The 21,508-nt window shown below is 66.5% G+C and carries 19 protein-coding genes and 1 tRNA gene; 9 read left to right on the forward strand and 11 right to left on the reverse strand.

The window, feature by feature from the left end:
- Positions 1 to 249: 249 nt before the first annotated feature.
- Entirely contained in the window at positions 250 to 1,518 is a 1,269-nt protein-coding gene (locus C8J25_RS01320; RefSeq protein WP_243643970.1) for a DUF445 domain-containing protein, read from the forward strand.
- Between the two features lie 271 nt (positions 1,519 to 1,789).
- Here C8J25_RS01320 and C8J25_RS01325 read toward each other — a convergent pair whose 3' ends face one another.
- Positions 1,790 to 2,443, reverse strand: a complete 654-nt coding sequence (locus C8J25_RS01325) for an NADPH-dependent F420 reductase (protein WP_208622481.1) — start codon at positions 2,441 to 2,443, stop codon at positions 1,790 to 1,792.
- 19 nt (positions 2,444 to 2,462) lie between these two features.
- Positions 2,463 to 3,176 carry an SDR family oxidoreductase gene (bdcA, locus tag C8J25_RS01330; RefSeq protein WP_107951939.1) on the reverse strand — a complete coding sequence of 238 codons (714 nt, stop codon included), beginning with the start codon at positions 3,174 to 3,176 and terminating at the stop codon, positions 2,463 to 2,465.
- A 122-nt stretch (positions 3,177 to 3,298) separates the two neighbouring features.
- Between bdcA and C8J25_RS01335 the strand changes: the two genes are divergently transcribed.
- Complete coding sequence (locus tag C8J25_RS01335) at positions 3,299 to 3,862, forward strand: TetR/AcrR family transcriptional regulator (RefSeq protein WP_243645430.1); 564 nt, start codon at positions 3,299 to 3,301, stop codon at positions 3,860 to 3,862.
- Positions 3,863 to 4,122: 260 nt separating this feature from the next.
- Here the strand turns inward: C8J25_RS01335 and C8J25_RS01340 are convergent, their stop codons facing one another.
- Entirely contained in the window at positions 4,123 to 4,827 is a 705-nt protein-coding gene (locus tag C8J25_RS01340; protein ID WP_244186648.1) for an HAD family hydrolase, read from the reverse strand.
- Positions 4,828 to 4,889: 62 nt separating this feature from the next.
- On the opposite strand from C8J25_RS01340, the gene C8J25_RS01345 reads away from it, so the two are divergent.
- The 5 genes from C8J25_RS01345 to C8J25_RS01365 all read left to right on the forward strand — a co-directional run bounded on the left by C8J25_RS01345 (position 4,890) and on the right by C8J25_RS01365 (position 8,819).
- The gene (locus C8J25_RS01345; RefSeq protein WP_056061063.1) at positions 4,890 to 5,999 is read left to right on the forward strand and encodes an ABC transporter permease; all 1,110 of its coding nucleotides are present in this window, start codon (positions 4,890 to 4,892) and stop codon (positions 5,997 to 5,999) included.
- Positions 5,999 to 6,907 (forward strand): ABC transporter ATP-binding protein, encoded by a 909-nt coding sequence (locus C8J25_RS01350; RefSeq protein ID WP_107951941.1) that lies wholly within the window; start codon positions 5,999 to 6,001, stop codon positions 6,905 to 6,907. Before C8J25_RS01345 ends, C8J25_RS01350 begins: the two co-directional genes overlap by 1 nt.
- A complete protein-coding gene (locus C8J25_RS01355) occupies positions 6,907 to 7,872 on the forward strand; it encodes an MlaD family protein (RefSeq protein WP_056484780.1) in 966 nt (321 codons plus the stop codon). The genes C8J25_RS01350 and C8J25_RS01355 overlap by 1 nt, the downstream gene beginning before the upstream one ends.
- A gap of 8 nt (positions 7,873 to 7,880) precedes the next feature.
- The gene (locus tag C8J25_RS01360; RefSeq protein ID WP_107951942.1) at positions 7,881 to 8,462 is read left to right on the forward strand and encodes an ABC-type transport auxiliary lipoprotein family protein; all 582 of its coding nucleotides are present in this window, start codon (positions 7,881 to 7,883) and stop codon (positions 8,460 to 8,462) included.
- Between the two features lie 66 nt (positions 8,463 to 8,528).
- On the forward strand, positions 8,529 to 8,819 hold the full coding sequence (locus C8J25_RS01365) for a plasmid stabilization protein (protein ID WP_107951943.1): 291 nt from the start codon (positions 8,529 to 8,531) through the stop codon (positions 8,817 to 8,819).
- A gap of 138 nt (positions 8,820 to 8,957) precedes the next feature.
- Here the strand turns inward: C8J25_RS01365 and C8J25_RS01370 are convergent, their stop codons facing one another.
- From C8J25_RS01370 to C8J25_RS01405, 7 genes are all read right to left on the reverse strand, one after another.
- Entirely contained in the window at positions 8,958 to 9,794 is an 837-nt protein-coding gene (locus C8J25_RS01370) for an HpcH/HpaI aldolase/citrate lyase family protein (RefSeq protein WP_107951944.1), read from the reverse strand.
- A gap of 18 nt (positions 9,795 to 9,812) precedes the next feature.
- Positions 9,813 to 11,432: an alpha-D-glucose phosphate-specific phosphoglucomutase gene (locus C8J25_RS01375; RefSeq protein ID WP_107951945.1), complete on the reverse strand. Its 1,620-nt coding sequence runs from the start codon at positions 11,430 to 11,432 to the stop codon at positions 9,813 to 9,815.
- Positions 11,429 to 12,874: a glycogen synthase GlgA gene (gene glgA, locus C8J25_RS01380; RefSeq protein ID WP_107951946.1), complete on the reverse strand. Its 1,446-nt coding sequence runs from the start codon at positions 12,872 to 12,874 to the stop codon at positions 11,429 to 11,431. Before glgA ends, C8J25_RS01375 begins: the two co-directional genes overlap by 4 nt.
- Positions 12,875 to 13,085: 211 nt before the next feature.
- Positions 13,086 to 14,345: a glucose-1-phosphate adenylyltransferase gene (gene glgC, locus C8J25_RS01390; protein ID WP_425275447.1), complete on the reverse strand. Its 1,260-nt coding sequence runs from the start codon at positions 14,343 to 14,345 to the stop codon at positions 13,086 to 13,088.
- A 90-nt stretch (positions 14,346 to 14,435) separates the two neighbouring features.
- Positions 14,436 to 16,598: a 1,4-alpha-glucan branching protein GlgB gene (gene glgB, locus C8J25_RS01395; RefSeq protein WP_107951949.1), complete on the reverse strand. Its 2,163-nt coding sequence runs from the start codon at positions 16,596 to 16,598 to the stop codon at positions 14,436 to 14,438.
- Entirely contained in the window at positions 16,595 to 18,991 is a 2,397-nt protein-coding gene (locus tag C8J25_RS01400; protein ID WP_208622500.1) for a glycogen/starch/alpha-glucan phosphorylase, read from the reverse strand. Before C8J25_RS01400 ends, glgB begins: the two co-directional genes overlap by 4 nt.
- A 185-nt stretch (positions 18,992 to 19,176) precedes the next feature.
- Positions 19,177 to 19,263 (reverse strand) — tRNA-Tyr (locus C8J25_RS01405).
- 161 nt (positions 19,264 to 19,424) lie between these two features.
- Between C8J25_RS01405 and rlmB the strand changes: the two genes are divergently transcribed.
- Positions 19,425 to 20,168, forward strand: a complete 744-nt coding sequence (gene rlmB / locus C8J25_RS01410; RefSeq protein WP_056055070.1) for a 23S rRNA (guanosine(2251)-2'-O)-methyltransferase RlmB — start codon at positions 19,425 to 19,427, stop codon at positions 20,166 to 20,168.
- A gap of 162 nt (positions 20,169 to 20,330) precedes the next feature.
- On the opposite strand, the gene C8J25_RS01415 is transcribed toward rlmB, so the two are convergent.
- Positions 20,331 to 20,648 carry a 2Fe-2S iron-sulfur cluster-binding protein gene (locus tag C8J25_RS01415; RefSeq protein WP_107951951.1) on the reverse strand — a complete coding sequence of 106 codons (318 nt, stop codon included), beginning with the start codon at positions 20,646 to 20,648 and terminating at the stop codon, positions 20,331 to 20,333.
- Positions 20,649 to 20,708: 60 nt separating this feature from the next.
- On the opposite strand from C8J25_RS01415, the gene C8J25_RS01420 reads away from it, so the two are divergent.
- Entirely contained in the window at positions 20,709 to 21,332 is a 624-nt protein-coding gene (locus C8J25_RS01420; protein ID WP_107951952.1) for a DNA-3-methyladenine glycosylase family protein, read from the forward strand.
- Positions 21,333 to 21,508: the final 176 nt, after the last annotated feature.

Raw genomic sequence — 21,508 nt, forward strand, 5'->3', positions numbered from 1 at the left:
ACCAGCGCGAGCCGTATGGCCGAGCACGGGCGAGTCAAACACGCGGCGGTTGAGCGTGGGCCGGTCATGCCGGCATCGGTCGCAAGCCGGGTGGCAGTCGAGCGCGGACCGCTCGGGACCCAGCCAATCACACGCGGGGGTGGCCAAATTCCACCAGCCGAGCGCACCTGAATCGAGCGCTCGCCGGGCGAAAGCCGGATCGTCGGCGGCGGTCGTGAACTATCCCCGCGCTGGGGGATTGTTTCGGGCATGACAGTTTCAATCCGCACGCGCCCGGCGAGCGAAGCAACGCCGCCCGCCCTCGTCCGCATGCGGATCGTCGCGACCGGTCTGCTCGTGTTCATGGCCGCGACGTTCTTCGTCAGTCGCGCGCTCGTCCCCGTCCACCCCGCCTTCGCCTTCGTCCGCGCGTTCGCCGAGGCGGCGATGGTCGGCGGCCTCGCGGACTGGTTCGCGGTGACCGCGCTGTTCCGCCATCCGCTCGGCCTGCCGATCCCGCACACAGCCATCGTGCCGCGCAACAAGGACCGCATCGGCGACACGCTCGCGCAGTTCCTCCGCGCGAATTTCCTGATCCCCGTCGTCATCGCCCGGCGAACCCGCCGCCTCGACGTGGCCGGCGCGATCGCCCGCTGGCTGACCGATCCGCCCGAGGGGGCAGGGGGGCGCTTTCGCCAGGGCGCGTCGAAGCTGGTCGCGCAGGTGCTGGAGGGTCTCGATCCGGCGCGGCTCGGCGGGATGGTCAAGGCCGGGATCGGCGCGCGCCTGCGCGCGACGGAGGTGTCGCCGATCCTCGGCCAGTTGCTCAAGGCCGCGATCGCCGAGCGCCGCCATGCGCCGCTGCTCGAAAGCGCGATCCGCTGGGCGGCAAAGACGCTGGCGGCGAACGACCACCTCGTCCGCGCGATGGTTCACGACAAGGCCGGCTCGATCCTGCGCTGGACCGGGCTCGACACGACCGTCGCGGACAAGCTCATCAGCGGCTTCGACAAGCTGCTCGCGGAGATGGCGGAGGACCCCGAGCATCCGCTGCGCCTGAAGGCGGAGGAGGGGCTCGATCGGCTCGCCTGGGACCTGCAATATGACCGCCGGATGCGCGAGCGCGTCGAGACGATGAAGAACGACCTGCTCGACAATCCGGCGATGCAGCGCTGGCTCGACGGGCTGTGGGAGCAGGCGCGCGGTGCGCTCCTCGCGATCGCGCGCGACCCCGAGCGGGCGATGGCCGGCAAGCTCGGCGACATCCTTCGCCAACTCGGCGAAACGTTGCAGCACGATCCGCGCATGTCGCGGACGATCAACCGGTTCGTGCGGCGTGCGGCGGTCGGTGCGGCGGCGGATTACGGCGACGGCATCGTCAAGCTGGTCTCGGAAACGGTCCGCAGCTGGGACGCCGACACGATCACCCGCCGCCTGGAAAACGCCGTCGGCCGCGACCTGCAATATATCCGCGTGAACGGGACGATCGTCGGCGGGCTGGTCGGGCTGGTGATCCACAGCGTCGATGTTTTGCTATGATGGGTAGAGCATAGGATCTTTTAGATCGCACGCGGAACGGCAGTTTTACAGGTATCGTCCGGTCGTTTGTGGCTGTGTGGGTTGAGCAAGACCTGGAGGGGTTGGGTTCGAAAACAGATCGAGTTGGGCGGCGCTTGCCGACGTCGAATGTCTGGGTTGGGAGAAAGGCGGACCGTCCCGATTGGAGGGCAAATACCGTTAGCCGATGTCGTCTGACGCAGCGGCCTTTCCCAAAAAGGATCGAGTTTCGAGAAAGGCAGAGCCGGCCGTTCTACCTCGGCGGGAGCCGTCTCGCCTTGGCAAGGTTCACGATCAACTCAGGGAGCGTCTGATGTTCGTGCGCGTGCCATGCGGGCTGACCTGGGCCGCTCCGCCAGGACTCGCTAAGTGGACTGTTATCTGCCGTATCGAAGCCGAACTGATCGTAAAGCCGCGTGACCAGCTCCACCGCCTCGGGGTGGTCGCTTGATACCGACAGCGCGTGCCGCCCCGGCGTGCCAGATGGCCGCGCCGACAGGAACAGGCGCGGTGCCTGAATGTGCGTGAACGCCTTCGCGACCTTAGAGGTGGGGAGCTGTTCCTGCCGTAGCTCGTGCTCCGTCTTCTCACCGACGTCTACCTCGGCGTAGCGCCCGTCACGCCACGGCATGTAGTTGTTGGTGTCCAGCACGATCTTGCCCGCCAGTTGCTCGACCGGCATGTCGTTGGCGAGCTTGAGGGGGACCGCCACCACGACGAAATCCCCCGCCTCGGCCGCATCGGCAGCGGTCGCAGCGCGCGCGTCGGGCCCGAGTTCGGCGACCAGGCGGGCCAAAGTTTCCGGTCCGCGCGAGTTGGCGATCACCACCCGGTAGCCGTTCGCGATGGCGGCGCGGGCGATCTGGCTGCCGACCTCCCCCGCACCAATGATGCCGATGGTGGCCATAGTTGAGCGCTCCAACGGATCAGGCACCGAACGCTCCGTCGATGGTGTGCATGGCGCCGGTTACGAACCCTGCCTCCGGTCCGGCGAGCCATGCCACCATTCCCGCGACCTCCTCCGGCCGGCCGTGACGCTTGATCGCCATGAAGCCGTGCAGCAGATCCTTCATCGGTCCGTCTGCCGGGTTGGCGTCGGTGTCGATCGGACCGGGTTGCACGACGTTGATCGTAATCCCGCGAGGCCCGAAGTCGCGTGCCAGCCCACGTGCCATCCCTTGCAGCGCTGACTTGCTGAGCGCGTAAGCCGCCATGCCGGGAACGGGCATCCGATCGCCGTTCACCGATCCGATAACGATGATGCGCCCGCCCTCGGGCATCTGGCGCGCCGCCTCGACCGATGCATGATACGGCGCGTGAACATTGATCCGGAACAGCCGGTCAATCGCGTCCGGGTCCTGTTCCAGCGAGTCGCCGAACACGGCGATGCCGGCATTGACGACCAGCACGTCGAGCGCGCCGCTGTCCTTCACGCGGGCGATCACCGCGTCGCGATCCGCGCTGTCCGTCTCCACGGCCGTGCCGCGGGTCTCGGCCGCCAACGCTTCGGCTGCGTCTCGCGAGCCGGAATAGGTGAAGACCACGGTCGCGCCATCCGCGGCAAAGCGCCGAACGATTGCCGCGCCAATTCCGCGGCTACCACCAAGCACAAGAACGGATTTTCCCTCGAACGCACCCATCGCACCCTCCTTGATCCATAACTTACGATCCGCTACATAAATGGTTCAACCCGCGCGTCAAGGTATTTGTAGTGGAGCAAACAGAAAGCCGCCGCACACGTGGCCGACCGCGCCAGTTCGACTTGGACGAAGCGGTCGCGACCGCCCAGCGCCTGTTTCACGCCCGCGGCTACGATGCGGTCAGCGTCGCTGATCTCACCCAGGCGATCGGTATAAATCCGCCCAGCTTCTATGCCGCCTTTGGTAGCAAGGCGGACCTCTACAGCCGCATCCTCGATCGTTATGCCGCCCAGGGCGCGATCCCGCTGCCCGATCTGCTAAGCGCGGACCGACCGATCGCGGAATGTCTCGTGGCGGTGCTGGAAGAGGCGGCCCGGCGCTACGCAGCCGATCCCGGCGCGGCGGGTTGCCTCGTCATCGAGGGTGCGCGCTGCGCCGACCGAGAAGCAAAAGGCGCTGCTGGCGCTTTCATTACGGCTGGGGAGGAGGCGATTTATCGATTCATTGCCGCCCGTTATCCCGATCAAGCCGCGTGTATCCAAGATTATATGAGCACCGTAATGGCCGGGCTGTCCGCCAGCGCCCGTAACGGGCACAATTTTGATCGCCTGCTCGCAACCGCCCGTCTCGCAGGAGTCGGTCTTGAACAGACGTTCGCGCTTAATAGGCAAGGTAGGGAAAAGTGAACACGACGTTCCCGTAAAGAAACCCGTAGCGGGAGGGTCGCCCGGGCGATCGCGCCTACGGTCGTCCGGATAACCTGCTTTCCCAAAATCTGTTCCCGATCGCTCTTTCCCGAAATGTCCCGTCGGAGATGGAAAAACGGGAAAGATCGCGCTTAACGAATGGCCATTATCGGAGGTCGGATTGCCGGCCTGAACGGCCGTGTGTAGGCGCTAGTTAGTCAAGTAAGCTTTGGCCGTTGTCACTGGTCTCGCCAGGGGAGCTACCGCTCCCAATCTGGCATTGGCCAGCCCTTGGCCTTCGCCAACAACCGCAACGGCCCATGCGCATTCACCGCGAAGGGTTCGTCGGCCCATTCGAAGGTCGGGGCGTCGGAGACGTGGTCGGAATAGAAACGGACGTGCGCGCCGTCTCGGGCGATGCCTTCGCGGTCCATCCAGGCCTGGATCATCCGTAGTTTGGCCGGGCCATAGCAATTCTCGCCTTCGATGCCGGCGAGCAGGACGCCGTCGCGGTCGCGCAGGCTCTCGGTGCCGATCACCGCGTCGAAGTCCAGTCGCTTGGCGATCGCCTCGACGTAGAACCGGTACGATGCGGTCGCCATGACCAGCCGGTAGCCGGCGGCGCGGTCGGCCTCGATCTGCGCGCGGGCGCTGGTGAAGACGCCGTCGCGCATCACGCGGTCGGCGAAGGCTTCGGCAGCCCGGCGTTCTTCGGCCGGCGTCATGCGCTTGCCGAGCATCATGCGCTGCATCAGGTATTTGAGCCGGCCGCGGCTGATCAGCTTGCCGACATAGCCGAGCGCGGCGACTCCGGCGAACGGGACGAGCGCCAGCCGCCACGGTGCGCCGCCTTTCTTCGCGGTGTGGAGCAGGAACGGCGTCCAGGTCGGCGCGTGCGTGATCGTCTTGTCCATGTCGTAGATCGCGAGACGGACGGACGGGGAGGCGGAAGGCATTTCGATCATCGTCGTCGCTTACGCCGCATTCATCTTGCCGATCCAGTCACTTTGCCGCAAAGGTGCCCCCGATGAGCGCGATGGCCGATTTCCAGCAGGACGGTGCCGATACCGGCACGCTTCGCTTTACCGGCGATCTGTCGCTCGCAAAGATCGGCAATCTGCCCGATCGGCTCGAGGCGATCGATGCGGCTTCGGTGAAGCATGTCGACCTGAGCGGGGTCGACCGGATCGACACGATCGGCGCGTGGGTCGTTCACCGGTTCGCGGCGCGCAACGATGCGACGATCGATGGGCTCGACGAGAACGACCAGGCGCTGTTCGACCAGGTCGTCGCCTCCGACCAGCCGATCGCCGCTAGGCCTGCGAAGGTCGGCGCGCTGTCCCGCGTGGTCGGCGAGATCGGCGACGCGGTGGTGCTGTCGGGCAAGACGATGCTCGGCCTGCTCGGGTTCCTCGGCGCGACGACGATCGCGTTCGGCAGCGTCATCCGCCACCCGCGTCGCTTCCGGTTCAACGCCGTGGTCCAGCGTTTCGAGGTCGTCGGCGTCGCCGCGCTCGGCATCGTCGGACTGATGAGCTTTCTGATCGGCATGGTCATCGCGCAACAGGGCGCGGTCCAGCTGCGGCAGTTCGGCGCGGAGGTGTTCACGATCAACCTCGTCGGCCGCCTGACGATCCGCGAACTCGGCCTGCTGATGACCGCGATCATGGTCGCCGGCCGCTCGGGTTCGGCGTTCGCGGCGCAGTTGGGCACGATGAAGCTCACCGAAGAGATCGACGCGATGCGGACGATCGGCGTGTCGCCGATGGAGGCACTGGTGCTGCCCCGCGTGCTCGCGGCGATCGTGATGATGCCGCTGCTCGGTTTCTATGCGTCGATCATCGCGATCATCGGCGGCGGGCTGTTGTGCTGGGTCCAGCTCGGGATACCGCCGGTGACGTTCATCGCGCGCATCCGCGAAGTCGTGCCGATCACCGATCTGTATATTTCGCTGATCAAGGCGCCGGTGTTCGGCGCGATCATCGCGATCGCGGGCTGTTTCCAGGGGATGCAGGTCGAGTCGGACGCCGAGCAGGTCGGGCTGCGCACCACGTCGGCGGTCGTCCAGGGGATCTTCCTGGTGATCGTGCTCGACGCGTTCTTCGCGGTGTTCTTCACCTGGTTGGGTTGGGACTGATGCCCCGCAAGACGGACAACACGACAGACGATTTCATCATCTCCGTGAAGGGGCTGAAGAACGCGTTCGGCGATTCGGTGGTGCACGAGGGGCTGGACCTCGACGTGCGGCGCGGCGAGATCCTCGGCGTGGTCGGCGGGTCGGGTACCGGCAAGTCGGTGCTGATGCGCTCGATCATCGGGCTGCAGACGCCAGTCGCGGGTGAGATCACGGTGTTCGGCGAGCCCAATATCGGCCGCGAGGAAACCGAGGCGACCGAGATCCGCAAGCGCTGGGGCGTGCTGTTCCAGGGCGGTGCGCTGTTCTCGACGCTGACGGTGGCCGAGAACGTCGAAGTGCCGTTGCGCGAATTCTATCCGGACCTGTCGCCGGCGCTGCTCGCGGAGATCGCATCGTACAAGGTGGTGATGACGGGCCTGCCCGCCGATGCCGCGAACAAGTTTCCCGCCGAGCTGTCGGGTGGCATGAAGAAGCGCGCCGGTCTTGCCCGTGCGCTCGCGCTCGATCCCGAATTGCTGTTCCTCGACGAGCCGACCGCGGGGCTCGATCCGATCGGTGCGGCGGCGTTCGACGGGCTGACGCAGTCGTTGCAGAAGACGCTGGGGCTGACGGTGTTCCTGATCACGCACGATCTCGATACGCTGTATGCGATCTGCGACCGGGTTGCGGTGCTGGCCGACAAGAAGGTCATCGCGGTCGGGACGATCGACGAGCTGATCGCGCTCGATCATCCGTGGATCGAGGAATATTTCAAGGGGCCACGCGGCCGTGCCGCGGTCGCGACTCAGGAGGCGCATGAGCGCGCCGACGAAGAAGCAGCCCGACATCCTACCGAAGTCCAGTCCAAGCAGTCCGCGCCGGACGACGCCGACGCGACATACGCCGAGACAGAAGCAAGGACGCGCTGATGGAAACCCGTTCGAACCACGTCCTAGTCGGCGCCGTCGTGCTGATCCTGCTGGCCCTGCTGGCGCTGTTCACCGTGTGGATCGCGCGGATCGGCGGCAAGGAAGAGAAGGAATACGACATCTTCTTCCGCCAGTCGGTCGACGGACTCGCACGCGGCTCTGCCGTGGTGTTCTCGGGCGTACCGTCGGGGCAGGTGAAGACGATCTCGCTGTGGAAGAACGATCCGCAGTTCGTCCGCGTCCGGATCAGCGTCAACGACGAGACGCCGGTGCTGCAGGGCACGACCGCGTCGATCTCGGGCGTCGGCTTCACGGGCGTCAGCCAGATTTCGCTCGATGGCGCGCGCAAGGGTGCGCCGGCGATCGGCTGCCCCGACACGAAGACGCCGACCGAATGCCCGTACGGCGTGCCGGTGATCCCGACCAAGCTCGGTGGCTTGGGCGCGATCCTGAACTCGGCACCACAGTTGCTCGAGCGTCTGTCGACGCTGACCGAGCGCCTGACCGGCTTGCTGACCGATCGGAACCAGGCGTCGATCGCGGGTATCCTCGAGAACACCAACCGCCTGACCGATGCGCTCGCCGATCGCGGGCCCGAGATCGCCGCGACGCTCGCGCAGACGCGGGTCGCGATCCAGCAGGCGGGTGACGCCGCGCAGCAGTTCGGTGTGCTCGCCAAGACCACCAACGGCGTGCTGTCCGAGGACGTGAAGCCGGCGATGGCGAACCTGAACAAGGCGATCACCTCCGCACAGCAGAGCGCGGAGACGTTGAACGCCGCGATCGGCGATGCACGGCCAGGCTTGCAGGCCTTCTCCAAGACGACGATCCCGGAGGCCAACCGTCTGGTCCGCGACCTCCGCACGACCGCTGCGGCGCTGTCGTCGGTCGCCGAGAAGGTTGACCAGCAGGGTGCGAGTTCGCTGATCGGGCAGCAGAAGCTCCCGGATTACAAGGGTAAGTGAGGCACGCCATGAAGACACCGCTCATCCTGATCGCGATGCTGCCACTCGCCGGGTGCATCAGCTTCGGCGCTAAACCACCCCCCACGCTGCTGACGCTGACGAGTGCGTCGACGGTGCCGGTCGGCCAGAACCAGGATTCGGCGACCGCGAAGTCGATCACGATCCAGGTCCCGGTCGTGCCGCAGTCGCTGGCCACCGCGCGCGTGCCGGTGCAGGCGACGCCGACCTCGATCGCATACGTGACCGACGCGCAGTGGGCCGAGCCCCCGGCGCGGCTGTTCTCGCGGCTGGTGTCGGATACCGTCGCGGCGCGCACCGGGCTGGTGGTGCTGTCGACGGCGCAGTCGGTCGGCGATCCCGGCGGGTTGCTCGGTGGCGAGCTGCGGTCGTTCGGTCTCGATGCGACGACCCGCGAGGCGGTCGTGACGTTCGATGCGTCGCTCACCCGCGTCGGCAAGACGACGGTCGAGAAGCATCGCTTCGAGGCACGCGTACCGGTATCGGCGATCGACGCGCCTTCGGCAGCGGCGGGGATCAACCAAGCGGCGAACCAGGTCGCGACGCAGGTGGCGGACTGGATCGGTCGCTGAACGCCCCTTCGTTCTGAAACGCGGCGTCGACCTGAGCGTTGACGCTCTCTGACGAGGAGAGCGACGATGCCACAGGGCGACAAGAGCGCGTACAGGGACAAGCAGAAGCGCAAGGCCGCGCATATCGCGGACGGCTATGAAGAGCGCGGCGTTCCCGAGAAGGAAGCCGAGGCACGGGCTTGGGCTGCGGTGAACAAGGATTCGGGCGGGGGTAATCTGTCCGGCTCGGGCCGCGGCAAGCCCGATACGCATGCGTCTTCGCACGAGGGCGGGAAGCAGGCGGCTGGGCGTAGCGCGGCGGCGAAGTCTGCGGCTGCGAAGAAGGGTTGGGAGACCCGGCGGAAGAAGGCTGGGTAAGGCCGGAGTTCGTTACCGACGCTTCTGTCATCCTGACGAAAGTCAGGATCCAGAGTTACTTGTGGTGCGCTTCATGGCTCTGGATCCTGACTTTCGTCAGGGTGACGGACGGTGTTTGGGTACCTGCTTGTTAGCGCTTCAGCGTCCGAGCGTGGCTTCAGCCTTGGCAAGGTGCAAACGTTCCACCATCTGGCCATCGAGGCGGATAGCACCCTTATCGGCATTCTCCGGTTTCGCGAACGCCGCCACGACGTTGCGGGCCCATGCCAATTCCTCCTCGCTCGGCCCGAAGCCGGCGTTGGCAGCATCGATCTGCGACGGGTGGATCAGCGTCTTGCCGTCGAACCCGAGCGTTGCTCCTTGCGCGCACTCGGCGGCGAAGCGGGGCGGGTCGTCCAGCGCGTTGCAGACGCCGTCGAGTGCGACGATGCCGGCGGCGCGGGCGGCCATGATCGTTGCGGTGAGCGCAGGGATCAGCGGCATGCGATCGGTGCCGAGCCGGCAGCGCATCTCCTTGGCGAGGTCGTTGGTGCCGACGACCAGCGCGGTGAGGCGCGTTTCGGCTGCTGCTGCGGAGAGGGCGGGGAGGGCGAGGATGGCGGCGCAGGTCTCGATCATTGCCCAGATTGGTGGGCCGTCTTCGCCTAGCGATGCGCGGACCGTGAGCAAGTCGGCGACCGATGAGACCTTGGGGACAAGCACCGCTGCTAAACCTACCGCGCGGATCGCCGCGATGTCGTCGGCATACCAGGGGGTATCTAGGCCGTTGACCCTGACTACCAGTTCGCGCTCGTCGAACCCGCCTTCGCGGACCGCCTCGATGACGCGGTCCCGTGCTGCGGCCTTTTCGTCAGGAGCTACGGCGTCTTCCAGGTCGAGGATGACGACGTCGCAATCGAGCGTCCGCGCCTTGTCGATGGCGCGGGCGTTCGAGGCGGGCATGTAGAGCGCGCTGCGGCGGCGTCTGGTCGTCATGCTAGCGGCCGTCGCGGATCAGGTGACGACGTCGGGGGCGGTGCGGCCGGTATGCTGGGCGATCCCCGCGATCGACTCCGCCGCGGCGACGATGCTGGCGAGCATCTCGCCGGTGTCGCGGTCGAGATCACCGCCGACGGGTTCGTAGCGTTCAAGGTACACGCGCAAGGTCGCGCCGGTAGTGCCGGTTCCTGACAGGCGGAACACGACGCGGCTGCCGCCTTCGAACAGGATGCGGACGCCCTGGTTGCGGCTGATCGAGCCGTCGGTCGGATCGGTATAGGCGAACTCGTCCGCGGTCTCGACGGTGAGGTCGCCGAATTGCTGGCCGGGGAGGGCGGCGAGGCTAGCGCGCAGGGCGGTCATCAACGCGTCGGCGCGCGGGGTCTCGACGCCTTCGTAATCGTGGCGGGCGTAATAGTTGCGGCCGAACTTCGCCCAGTGATCGCGGGCGATCGTGTCGACGCTATCGCCGCGGACGGCGAGAATGTTGAGCCACAGGAGGACTGCCCACAGGCCGTCCTTCTCGCGGACATGGTCGGAGCCGGTGCCGGCGCTTTCCTCACCACAGATCGTCGCCATGCCGGCGTCGAGCAGATTGCCGAAGAATTTCCAGCCGGTCGGCGTCTCGTAGGCGGGGATGCCGAGCGCTTGCGCCACGCGGTCGGCGGCGGCGCTTGTCGGCATCGAGCGGGCGATGCCCTTGAGGCCGCCTGCGTAGCCGGGCGCGAGGTGCGCGTTGGCGGCCAGCATCGCGAGGCTGTCCGAGGGGGTGACGAAGCGGTGCTTGCCGATGATCAGGTTGCGGTCGCCGTCGCCGTCCGACGCTGCGCCGAAATCGGGTGCATCGGGGGCCATCATCGTCTCGTACAAGGCGTGCGCGTGGACGAGGTTGGGGTCGGGGTGATGGCCACCAAAATCGGGAAGGGGCTCGCCATTGCGTACGGTGCCGGGCGCGAAGCCGAGGCGGCGTTCGAGGATCTCGGTCGCGTAGGGCCCCGTGACCGCGCTCATCGCGTCGAACGCCATCGTCAGCTTGGCGCTGCGGATCGCGTCGAAGTCGAACAGCGTCTCCATGAGCGCGGCATAATCCTCGACCGGGTCGACGACCTCGACGGGCATATCGCCGACCGTGACTTCGCCGTCGGTATCGAGGTCGATGTCGTCGGCGTCTACGGTCAGCCAGCGGTCGATCTCGAGCGTGCGCGCGTTGATCGCGTCGGTCACGGACTCAGGGGCGGGGCCGCCATTGGCGATGTTGTACTTGATCCCGAAATCCTCGTCGGGACCGCCGGGGTTGTGGCTTGCCGAGAGGACGAGGCCGCCGATCGCGCCACGCTTGCGGATCATGTGGCTGGCCGCCGGGGTCGAGAGAATCCCGCCGCGGCCGACGATCACGCGGCCGAAGCCGTTCGCTGCCGCCATGCGGATCGCGACCTGGATCACTTCGCGGTTGAGGAAGCGGCCATCGCCGCCGATCACGAGCGTCGCGCCGACCTTGTCCGCGACGACGTCGAACACGCTCTGGACGAAGTTCTCGGTGTAGTTCGACTGCTGGAATACCTTTACCTTCTTGCGCAGCCCCGAGGTGCCGGGCTTCTGATCGGTATACGGCTTTGTCGATACGGTGCGGATCATGCGGTCCCCGTCAGGCTTGCGTAAAGGTCTGCGTAGCGGCGGCCGCTCTCGTCCCACGAGAAGTCCGCGCGCATTGCGTTGCGCTGCAACATGGACCAGCGATCGGGGCGTGCATAGAGGGCCATCGTCCGGCGTAGCGCGTGGCTGAGCGCTTCGGGCGTGACGCCGTCATGCTGGACGCCGGTGGCGACACCCGCCGCGATCGCGGCTTCGTTGGCGTCGATCACGGTGTCGGCGAGGCCGCCGGTGCGCGCGACGACGGGGATGCAGCCGTAAGCGAGGCCGTAGAGTTGCGTCAGGCCGCAGGGCTCGAACCGCGACGGGATCAGGATCGCGTCGGCACCACCTTGCAGCAGGTGCGAGACGGGTTCGTCATAGCCGATGCGGACGCCGATCCGGCCCGGGTGACGCTCGGCGGCGGCGAGGAACGCGAGTTCGAGTTCGGTATCGCCCGAGCCGAGCAGCGCGAGGCGGCCGCCAAGCACAACGAGTTCGTCGAGGGCGCCAGCGAGGACGTCCATGCCCTTCTGCCAGGTAAGGCGGCTGATGACGGTGAAGATCGGGCCGTCGCCGGCGTCGAGGCCGAACAGGGTTTCGATCGCGCGCTTGTTGGTGCGGCGCCGGGCGAGCGTGCGCGCGGTGTAGTGGGCGGGGAGGGACGCATCGGTCTCCGGGTTCCAGACGGCGGGGTCGATGCCGTTGACGATCCCGGTGACGCGGCCGGCGCGGTCGTTGATGAGGCCTTCGAGGCCCATGCCGAATTCGCCGCGGCGGATTTCGGCGGCGTAGGTCGGGCTGACGGTGGTGATCGCGTCGGCGGCTTCGAGACCGGCCTTAAGGAAGCCGACGCCGCCGTAATATTCGACGCCGTCGAGCGCGAAGGCTTCGTCGGGGAGTGCGAGGTCGGCAAAGATGTCGTGGCCGTAGCGGCCCTGGAACGCGATGTTGTGGATCGTGACGACCGTCTTGGCGGGGACGCCGGGGCCGGGTGCGTAGCGGAGATAGGCGGGGGCCATCGCCGCCTGCCAGTCGTGCGCGTGGAGGACGTCGAAGTCGTAGCCGGGGACCGCGCCCGAGGTGAGGTCGGCGGCGGCGCGGCTGAACGCGGCGAAGCGGCGCCAGTTGTCGGACCAGTCCGCGCCGGTCGCGTCGCCGTAGGGGCCGCCGCCTCGGGCGAACAACGCGGGGGCGTCGAGGACCAGCAGCGGGTGGTCGCCGATCTTCGTTTTGAGGATGCGGGCTTCGGTGCCGAGCAGGTCGGTGTAGCCGTGGACGACTTTCGCGCGCTTGGTGACGGCGGCGAGCGCGGGGTAGCCGGGGAGGAAGGTGGTGAGGGCGACGTCATGCGGCGCGAGCGCGGCCGGGAGCGCGCCGACAACGTCTGCGAGACCGCCGGTTTTTATGAGGGGATAAACTTCCGAGGCGACGGAGAGGACGCGCATCAAATCCTCCCCGGCACGGGGAGGGGGACCATGCATCGCATGGTGGAGGGGGGCTTCCGCAGACGGTTCGCCCTCGATCGCAGGCGGTACGCTTGCGTTGACGGCCGGTACTCTCGCGGTCGCAGACGGTACGATTGCGGTGAGCCCCCTCCACCCTTCGCCGATGGCGAACGGTCCCCCTCCCCGTGCCGGGGAGGATTTGCGTTGGTCATCACGTCGCCAGCCGGTCGATCATGGATTTGGTTACCAGCACTACGCCGTTGTCGGTGCGGCGGAAGCGTTGGGCGTCGGATTCCGCGTCCTCGCCTACGATCAGGCCGTCGGGGATTTCGACGCCGCGATCGACCACTACCTTCGACAGGCGCGCGCCGCGGCCGATCACGCAGTGCGGGAGGATCACCGCTTGATCCAGCATCGAGTAGCTGTGCGCGCGCGTGCCTGTGAAGATCAGGCTGCGATGGATCGAGGAGCCGGAGATGATGCAGTCACCGGAGACCAGCGACGACACCGCCTCGCCGCGGCGGCCGTCGTCGGCGTGAACGAACTTTGCGGGTGGCGTGACCTCGGAATAGGTCCAGAGCGGCCAGCTGCGGTCGTAGAGGTCGAGCTTGGGCACCACGTCGGTGAGGTCGATATTCGCCTCCCAATAGGCGTCGACCGTGCCGACATCGCGCCAATAGGCCTCGACCTCGAGCCCCGAGCGGACGCAGCTGTCCGAGAAGCGATGCGCGACCGCCTTGCCGTTTTTCACGAGGTACGGGATGATGTCCTTGCCGAAATCGCGCGACGATCCGGGGGTTGCGGAGTCGCGACGAAGCTCCTCGAACAGCAGCTTGGTCGTGAAGACGTAGATCCCCATCGATGCCAGCGCGATGTCCGGGTTGCCGGGGATCGCGGGCGGATCGGCGGGCTTCTCGACGAACGCGGTGACGTTGTCGTGCTCATCGACGGCCATTACGCCGAAGCCGACCGCTTCCATTCGCGGCACTTCGAGGCAGGCGATGGTGACGTCCGCGCCGGTCTCGCAATGCTGTTGCAGGATCAGCTCGTAATCCATCTTGTAGATGTGGTCGCCGGCCAGGATGACCATGTATTCGGGCGCGTGGCTCTCGATGATATCGATGTTCTGGTAGACCGCGTCGGCGGTGCCTTCGTACCATTGGAACTCGCTGATCCGCTGCGAGGCGGGCAGGATGTCGAAGCTCTCGTTGCGTTCCGAGCGCAGGAAGTTCCAGCCGCTCTGGAGATGGCGGATCAGCGAATGCGCCTTGTACTGCGTCGCGACGCCGATCCGGCGGATGCCCGAGTTGATCGCGTTGGACAGCGCGAAATCGATGATGCGCGCCTTGCCGCCGAAATACACCGCGGGTTTCGCGCGCGTATCGGTCAGCTCCATCAGGCGACTGCCGCGGCCGCCGGCCAGCACATACGCCATCGCGTCGCGCGCCAATGGCTGTCCCCGCCGTTCCACCATGTCCGTCTCTCCCTAATATTCAGCAGTATAACGCGCCGTCACCCGCCGGTTGTTCCGTCGTTGCGCCGGATCGGTCTTCGAACTCGATCAGCCTTCGTATTCGAGCATGATCGTCGCCAGCGGCGGCAGCGTGACCCAGGCCGCGCCGTCCTTCGCGACGACGCCACCGAGATTGCCGAGCCCGCTGCCCCAATAGTCGTGCGCGTCGCTGTTGATGATCTCGCACCAGCGGCCGTCGAGCGGCAGCGGTACGCGGTAGGGTGCGCGGGCGATCGGCGTCATGTTGGCGACGATCGCGATCGGCTTCGCGCCGGGGGCCTTGCGCAACCACGCGAACACCGAATTGGCGGCGTCGTCGGCGACCAGCCACTCGAAGCCCTCCGCCTCGCAGTCGCGCGCGTGCAGCGCCGGCTTCTCGCGGTAGACGGTGTTGAGGTCGCGGACGAGATTGCGGATGCCCTCATGGCTGCGGCTGTTGCGCAGGTCCCAGTCGAGCGCGCGGGCTTCCGACCATTCGCGGCGCTGCGCGAACTCCTGCCCCATGAAGAGCAGCTTCTTGCCCGGATAGCCCCACATGAACGCGTAATACGCGCGCAAGTTTGCGAATTGCTGCCAGTCGTCGCCGGGCATCTTGGTGAGCAGCGAACCCTTGCCGTGGACGACCTCGTCATGGCTGAGCGGCAGGACGAAATTCTCGCTGAACGCGTAGACGAGGCCGAAATTGATCTCGCCGTGATGGTGCTTCCGGTGCAGCGGATCGCGCGCCATGTACTGGAGCGTGTCGTGCATGAAGCCCATGTTCCACTTGAACCCGAACCCCAAGCCGCCGCTCTTGCCGTCGTCGCTCACCGGCGCCGAGACGCCCGGCCAGGAGGTCGATTCCTCGGCGATCGTGAAGACGCCGGGGTGCTGGCCGTAGATCTCGCGGTTCATGTCGCGCAAGAAAGCGACCGCCTCCCAGTTCTCGCGGCCGCCGTCCTCGTTGGGGATCCATTCACCGCTTTTGCGCGAGTAATCGCGGTACAGCATCGACGCGACCGCATCCACGCGCAGGCCGTCGATATGATAGCGTTTGGCCCAGAACAGCGCGTTGTTGACGAGGAACGACGTCACTTCGCGCCGCCCGAAATTGTAGATCGCGGTGTTCCAGTCGGGGTGGAAGCCGAGCCGCGGATCCTCGTGTTCGTAGAGCGCGGTGCCGTCGAACTTCGCCAGCCCGAACGCGTCGGTCGGGAAATGCGCGGGGACCCAGTCGAGCAGCACGCCGATCCCGGCGAGATGCGCGCCATCGACGAACCGCGCGAAGCCATCGACGTCGCCGAAGCGCGCGGAGGGCGCGTAGAGACCGGTGGTCTGGTAGCCCCAGCTCGGGTCGTACGGGTGTTCGCTGATCGGCAGGAATTCGATGTGCGTGAAGCCCATCTCGACCACGTAGGGGATCAAGCGGTCGGCGAGCGCGTCCCAGGTCAGGAACCAGCCGTCGGCGTCGCGGTCCCAGGAGCCGGCGTGAACCTCGTAGATGCTGATCGGCACGCGGCGTGGATCGACCGACGACCAGTGTTTGCGGTGATCGGTGTCGGCCCAGTCGTGCGCGAGCTTGCGCGTGATCGAGGCGTTGGCGGGGCGGAGTTCGGCCGCGAACGCGAACGGGTCGGCCTTGAGCGGCTGCAACTGGCCGTCGGGGCCGACGATCTCGAACTTGTAGGCGCGGTATTCGGCGATGTCGGGGATGAAGATCTCCCACACGCCGACGTCGCCGCGCTTGCGCATCGCGTGGCGGCGGCCGTCCCAGTCGTTGAAGTCGCCGACCACCGACACGCGCTGCGCGTTGGGGGCCCAGAGCGCGAAGTGGACGCCGTGCGCGCCTTCGTGCTCGATCAGGTGGGCGCCCATCTTGTCGTGGAGGCGGCGGTGCGTGCCCTCCGCCATCAGCAAATCGTCGATCGGGCCGAGTACGGGACCGAAGCTGTACGGGTCGGTGACCCACCACGAGGTGTCGCCCGCCTCCGCATGGTATTTCACTGGCTGTTGCGTGCCGTCGATCGGACCCTCGAACAGGCCGCGATCGTCGATGCGGGGGAGGGTGCCGAGCGCGGTGCCGTCGAGCGCGTGCGCCTCCGCCGTGTCCGCACCGGGCAGCCAGACACGCGCGAACACGCCGGTCGGGCCGCTGTGGACGCCGAGCAGCGAGAACGGATCGTCGTGACGCCCTTCCAGCAGGGCAACGATGGCGCCTTCGGGTGGCTTCACATCACCGTCCAGATCTCGCGCGCATATTCGCGGATCGTGCGGTCGGACGAGAACCAGCCGACCCGCGCGACGTTGCGGACGGTCGAGGCGACCCATGCGTCGCGGTCGTTCCAGCGCGTGTCGACCGCGCGCTGGGCGGTGGCATAGCTATCGAAATCGGCGGCGAGCATGAACCAGTCGCCCTCGTACAGCCCGCCCATCAGCCCGGCATAGCGCGTCTTGTCGTCAGGCGAGAACACGCCGGACGCGATCGCGGAGACCGCCTGGCGGAGTTCGTTCGAGCCGTCGATGACGCTGCGCGGATCGTAGCCGTTGGCGCGCTTCGCCTCGACCTCGTCCGCGGTCATGCCGAAGATGAAGATGTTGTCGTCGCCGACGCGGTCCTTGATCTCGATATTCGCGCCGTCGAGCGTGCCGATCGTCAGCGCGCCGTTCATCGCGAACTTCATGTTGCCGGTGCCCGACGCCTCGAGTCCGGCGGTCGAGATCTGTTCGCTCAGATCGGCGGCGGGGATGATCTTCTCCGCCAGCGACACGTTGTAATTGGGCAGGAACGCGACCTTGAGCAGGCCACCGACCGACGGATCGGCGTTGATCCGGCGCGCGACGTCATTCGCCAGTTTGATGACGAGTTTGGCGTTGTGATAGCTAGACGCCGCCTTGCCCGCGAACAGCTTCACGCGAGGCGTCCAGTCTCGCTCCGGATGGCTGCGGATCTGGTCGTAGAGCGCGACGGTCTCGATGATGTTGAGCAACTGGCGCTTATACTCGTGGATGCGCTTGATCTGGACGTCGAACATCGCGTCGGGGTCGATGCGGAGCCCCATCGTCTCCTTGATGTGATTAGCCAGTGCCACCTTGTTCGAACGCTTCACGTTCGAAAAGCGCTCCCTGAAACCGGAATCGTCGGCGAAAACATCCAGATCGACGAGCTTTTCCGCATCGTCGAGGAAGCCGTCGCCGATCGCATCGCGGATCAGCGTGGTGAGGCCGGGGTTGCACTGCTGGAGCCAGCGACGCGGCGTTATGCCGTTGGTCTTGTTGTTGATCCGCGTCGGGTAGAGTTTGTGGAGATCAGCGAAGACCGTCTTCTTCATCAGCTGCGTATGCAGCGCGGCGACGCCGTTGACGCTATGCGAGCCGGCAAAGGCGAGGTTCGCCATCCGCACGCGCCGTTCGCCACCCTCGTCGATCAGGCTGATCGCGGCGATCGCGCGGTCGTCGATGCCGTCCGTGCCACGCGCCTCACGCAGCAGCTTGGCGTTGATCGCGTAGACGATCTGCATGTGCCGCGGGAGCAGCCGCTCGAACAGCGGCAGCGGCCAGCTCTCCAGCGCCTCGGGCAGCAGGGTGTGGTTGGTATAGCCGAAGGTGGCGCGCGTGATCTTCCACGCCTCGTCGAACGCGAATTCGTGGTGGTCGATCAGCAGGCGCATGAGCTCGGCAACCGATACCGCGGGGTGGGTGTCGTTGAGCTGGATGGCGGCCTTGTCGGGTAGCGTGCGGATGTCGCCGAAATACTGAATGTGGCGGCGGACGATGTCCTGGATCGACGCGGACGAGAAGAAATACTCCTGGCGCAGGCGGAGTTCCTGGCCGGCAGCGGTGGAGTCGTTGGGGTAGAGGACGCGGGTGAGTGTCTCGGCGCGCGTCTGATCGGCAAGCGCACCCGAGAAATCGCCAGCGTTGAAGCGGTCGAGCTTGATCGGATCGAACGCGCTGGCGGTCCAGAGGCGGAGCGTGTTGACGTGTTTGCCGCGCCAGCCGACCACGGGGGTATCGACGGCAGTGGCCTCGACCGCTTCGGACGGGCTCCAGTGAACCTGACCCCCTTCGGTTACCGTCACTTCGCCGCCGAAGCCGACGAAATAGGCGCTCTCGCGGCGTTCGAATTCCCAGGGGTTGCCGTGCGCGAGCCAGTTCTCCGGCATCTCGACCTGCCAGCCATCGTCGATCCGCTGGCGGAACATGCCGTTCACGTAGCGGATGCCGTAGCCGTAGGCGGGCAGCGCGAGGCTTGCCATGCTCTCCATGAAGCAGGCGGCGAGCCGGCCGAGGCCGCCATTGCCGAGCGCCGCGTCGGGTTCGATCTCTTCGAGTTCGGCGAGGTCGACGCCGTGGAGCTTCAGCGCCTGCGTGACCTCGTCGTTGCGCTGAAGGTTGGTCACCGCGTCGCGCAGCAGGCGGCCGATCAGAAATTCGAGGCTGAGATAATAGACGCGCTTGGCGCCGGCCGCGTGCGCCGCCTTGGTGGACGCCATCCAGCGTTCGACGATGTCGTTACGGACGGTCAGGATCGTCGCGGCGAGCCAGTCATGGGGGCGGGCGGCCTGCGCATCCTTGCCGATGCGGTGGACCAGCGTGTCTAGGATCGAGTCGGCCAGATCCTGGATGACGGGTGCTTGAACGGGCGGCTGTACGGCAGGATCTGAGGTCACGCGGTTTCCGAAATCGTTACGGTCGCGGCGATCCTAGCCTCCCGCGAGCCGATGTCACGCGGACTTCCTTCCCGTGCAGGAAAAGAATGTTGCCGATCAATGCTTTGAATTTGGGATGATCCATCACCGCGCTGGGGCGGTGGTGGACAGGGTAGGGTTCGAACCTACGTAGGAGAAACTCCGGCAGATTTACAGTCTGCTGCCTTTAACCACTCGGCCACCTGTCCAGGCCGCTTTTGCAAGCGCCGCTCTTTCAAGCGAGGCGGCTCAATGGCGAAGCGCGCCCGGTGTGTCAACGCAGGTTTTGCGAAGTTTCGTGGTTCATAGTTGCCGCGGGAGCGGAATGCCGACAAGGACGCGGCATACACAGACACGATAGAGAGCGAATATGGCACGCAAGGGACACAGGCCGAGCAAGGCACCGGCAGGCCGCCCCCGCTTCTGGGGCAAGCACGCGGTGGGCGCGGCGCTCGCCAATCCGGAGCGCACGGTGCGCAAAATCCTCGGCACGCGCGAGGCGCTGGCCGGGTTCGACCTGCCCGCCGACGTGCCGGTGACCTATGCCGAGGCGATGGATCTGGCACGGCTGGTGCCGGGCGATGCGCCGCACCAGGGCGTGGTGATCGAGGTCGAGCCGCTCGAGGACATGTGGCTTGCCGACCTGCTCGAGCATGGCAAGGACGACAATCGCCCGCTGGTGATCCTCGACGGGGTGACCGATCCGCATAACGTCGGCGCGATCTTGCGCTCGGCTGCGGCGTTCGATGCGCTGGGGATCATTACGCCGGACCGGAATGCGCCGCCGGAGTCGGGGACGATCGCGCGGGCGGCTTCGGGTGCGCTTGAGAGCGTGCCTTGGATTCGGGTGGTGAACCTCGCGCGCGCTTTGGAGGAGATTGCGGCGGCGGGGTTCTGGCGGATCGGGCTGACGGGCCATGCGACGCAGACGCTGTCGGAAGCGATGGGCACGCAGCGGATCGCGATCGTGCTCGGTGCCGAGGGCGAGGGCATGCGGCAGAATACCGAGCAGCATTGCGACGAGCTGGCGAAACTGCCGATCTCGGAGAAGGTGGAAAGCCTGAACGTCTCGAATGCGGCGGCGATCGCGCTCTACGCCATCACCACGCGGTAAAATTACTCCCTCGCCCCTACGGGGAGAGGGAAGGGGCCCGGCGCCCTTGCGGTGGGAAGGGAGAGGGGCGTGAGGCTCGGGACTTGGATCCCAACGCCCCTCTCCCTTCCGGCGCAAGGGCGCCTCCCTCCCTCTCCCCGTAGGGGCGAGGGACTCGAGAAATCAGTCCTCTTCGGCGATCCGGACCATCAGGCCATCCAGCCCGTCGGTCAGCTCGATCTGGCACGACAGCCGTGAAAACTCATCCCGATCACTCGTCGAATCGAGCAGATCATCCTCGTCCGGCCCCATCGGCTTCAGTTTGGCCGCAAAGTCCGGGTCGACATGGACGTGGCAGGTGGCGCACGAGCAACAGCCGCCGCACAGCGCCAGGATCTCGTCGATCCCGGCGTCGCGGATGACTTCCATCACCGAAAGGCCCGCCTCGCCGATGATCTCGCGTTCTTCCCCTTCGCGCGTCACGACGATAAGCTTGGGCATGTCATTCTCCGAAAAACTTCTGCGCGTTCATGCCGTTGCGCGCGCCAGGGATCAAGCATCATGGGCCTGAGCGCAGAGCAACTCGAAACCGCGATGGCGGCGTTGTGCGAAATCGAGCCGGCGTTCGCGGTCGCGGTCGGCAATGCCGGCCACCCCGCACCCCGGATCAGCGAGCGCGGCTTCGCGACGTTGCTGCGGACGATCGTCGGGCAGCAGGTGAGCGTCGCCTCTGCGGCTGCAGTGTGGAACAAGCTCGACGCGGTAGTCGGCGGCGCAGGGGATCCGGCGAAGATCGCCGCCGCCAGCGACGAATTGCTGAAGAGCGCAGGCCTGTCGCGCCAGAAGCTCGGCTACGCGCGCAGCCTCGCCGACGAGGTGACGAGCGGCCGGCTCGACCTGACCGACCTGCCCCAGGACGACGAGGAGGCGATCGCCGCGCTGGTCCGCGTGAAGGGGATCGGTCGCTGGTCGGCAGAGATCTACCTGCTGTTCGCGGAAGGGCGGACGGACATCTGGCCGGCCGGCGACCTCGCGATCCAGATCGAGGTTGGACGCATTCTCGGCCACGAAACCCGCCCCAGCGAGAAACTGACGCGCGAAGTGGCGGAGGCCTGGCGCCCGCACCGGGGAGCTGCGGCGATCTTCGCGTGGCATCATTACCAGGCGGACATGAAGGTCATCTGACCTCCTTCTTCCCTCCCTGGAAGGGCGGGGGCGGGGGTGGGTCGGGTTCCGCATGTTTGGACGGTGGTGGCTTAAGCGGGCCGACCCACCCCCAGCCCCTCCCTTCCAGGGAGGGGAGGCGCTTCCCATATATTCGTTGTGCACGCACGCACACGTCGGCTCGGCGAAAGCCGGCA

Source organism: Sphingomonas faeni, from assembly GCF_003053745.1.
Lineage (GTDB): Bacteria > Pseudomonadota > Alphaproteobacteria > Sphingomonadales > Sphingomonadaceae > Sphingomonas > Sphingomonas faeni.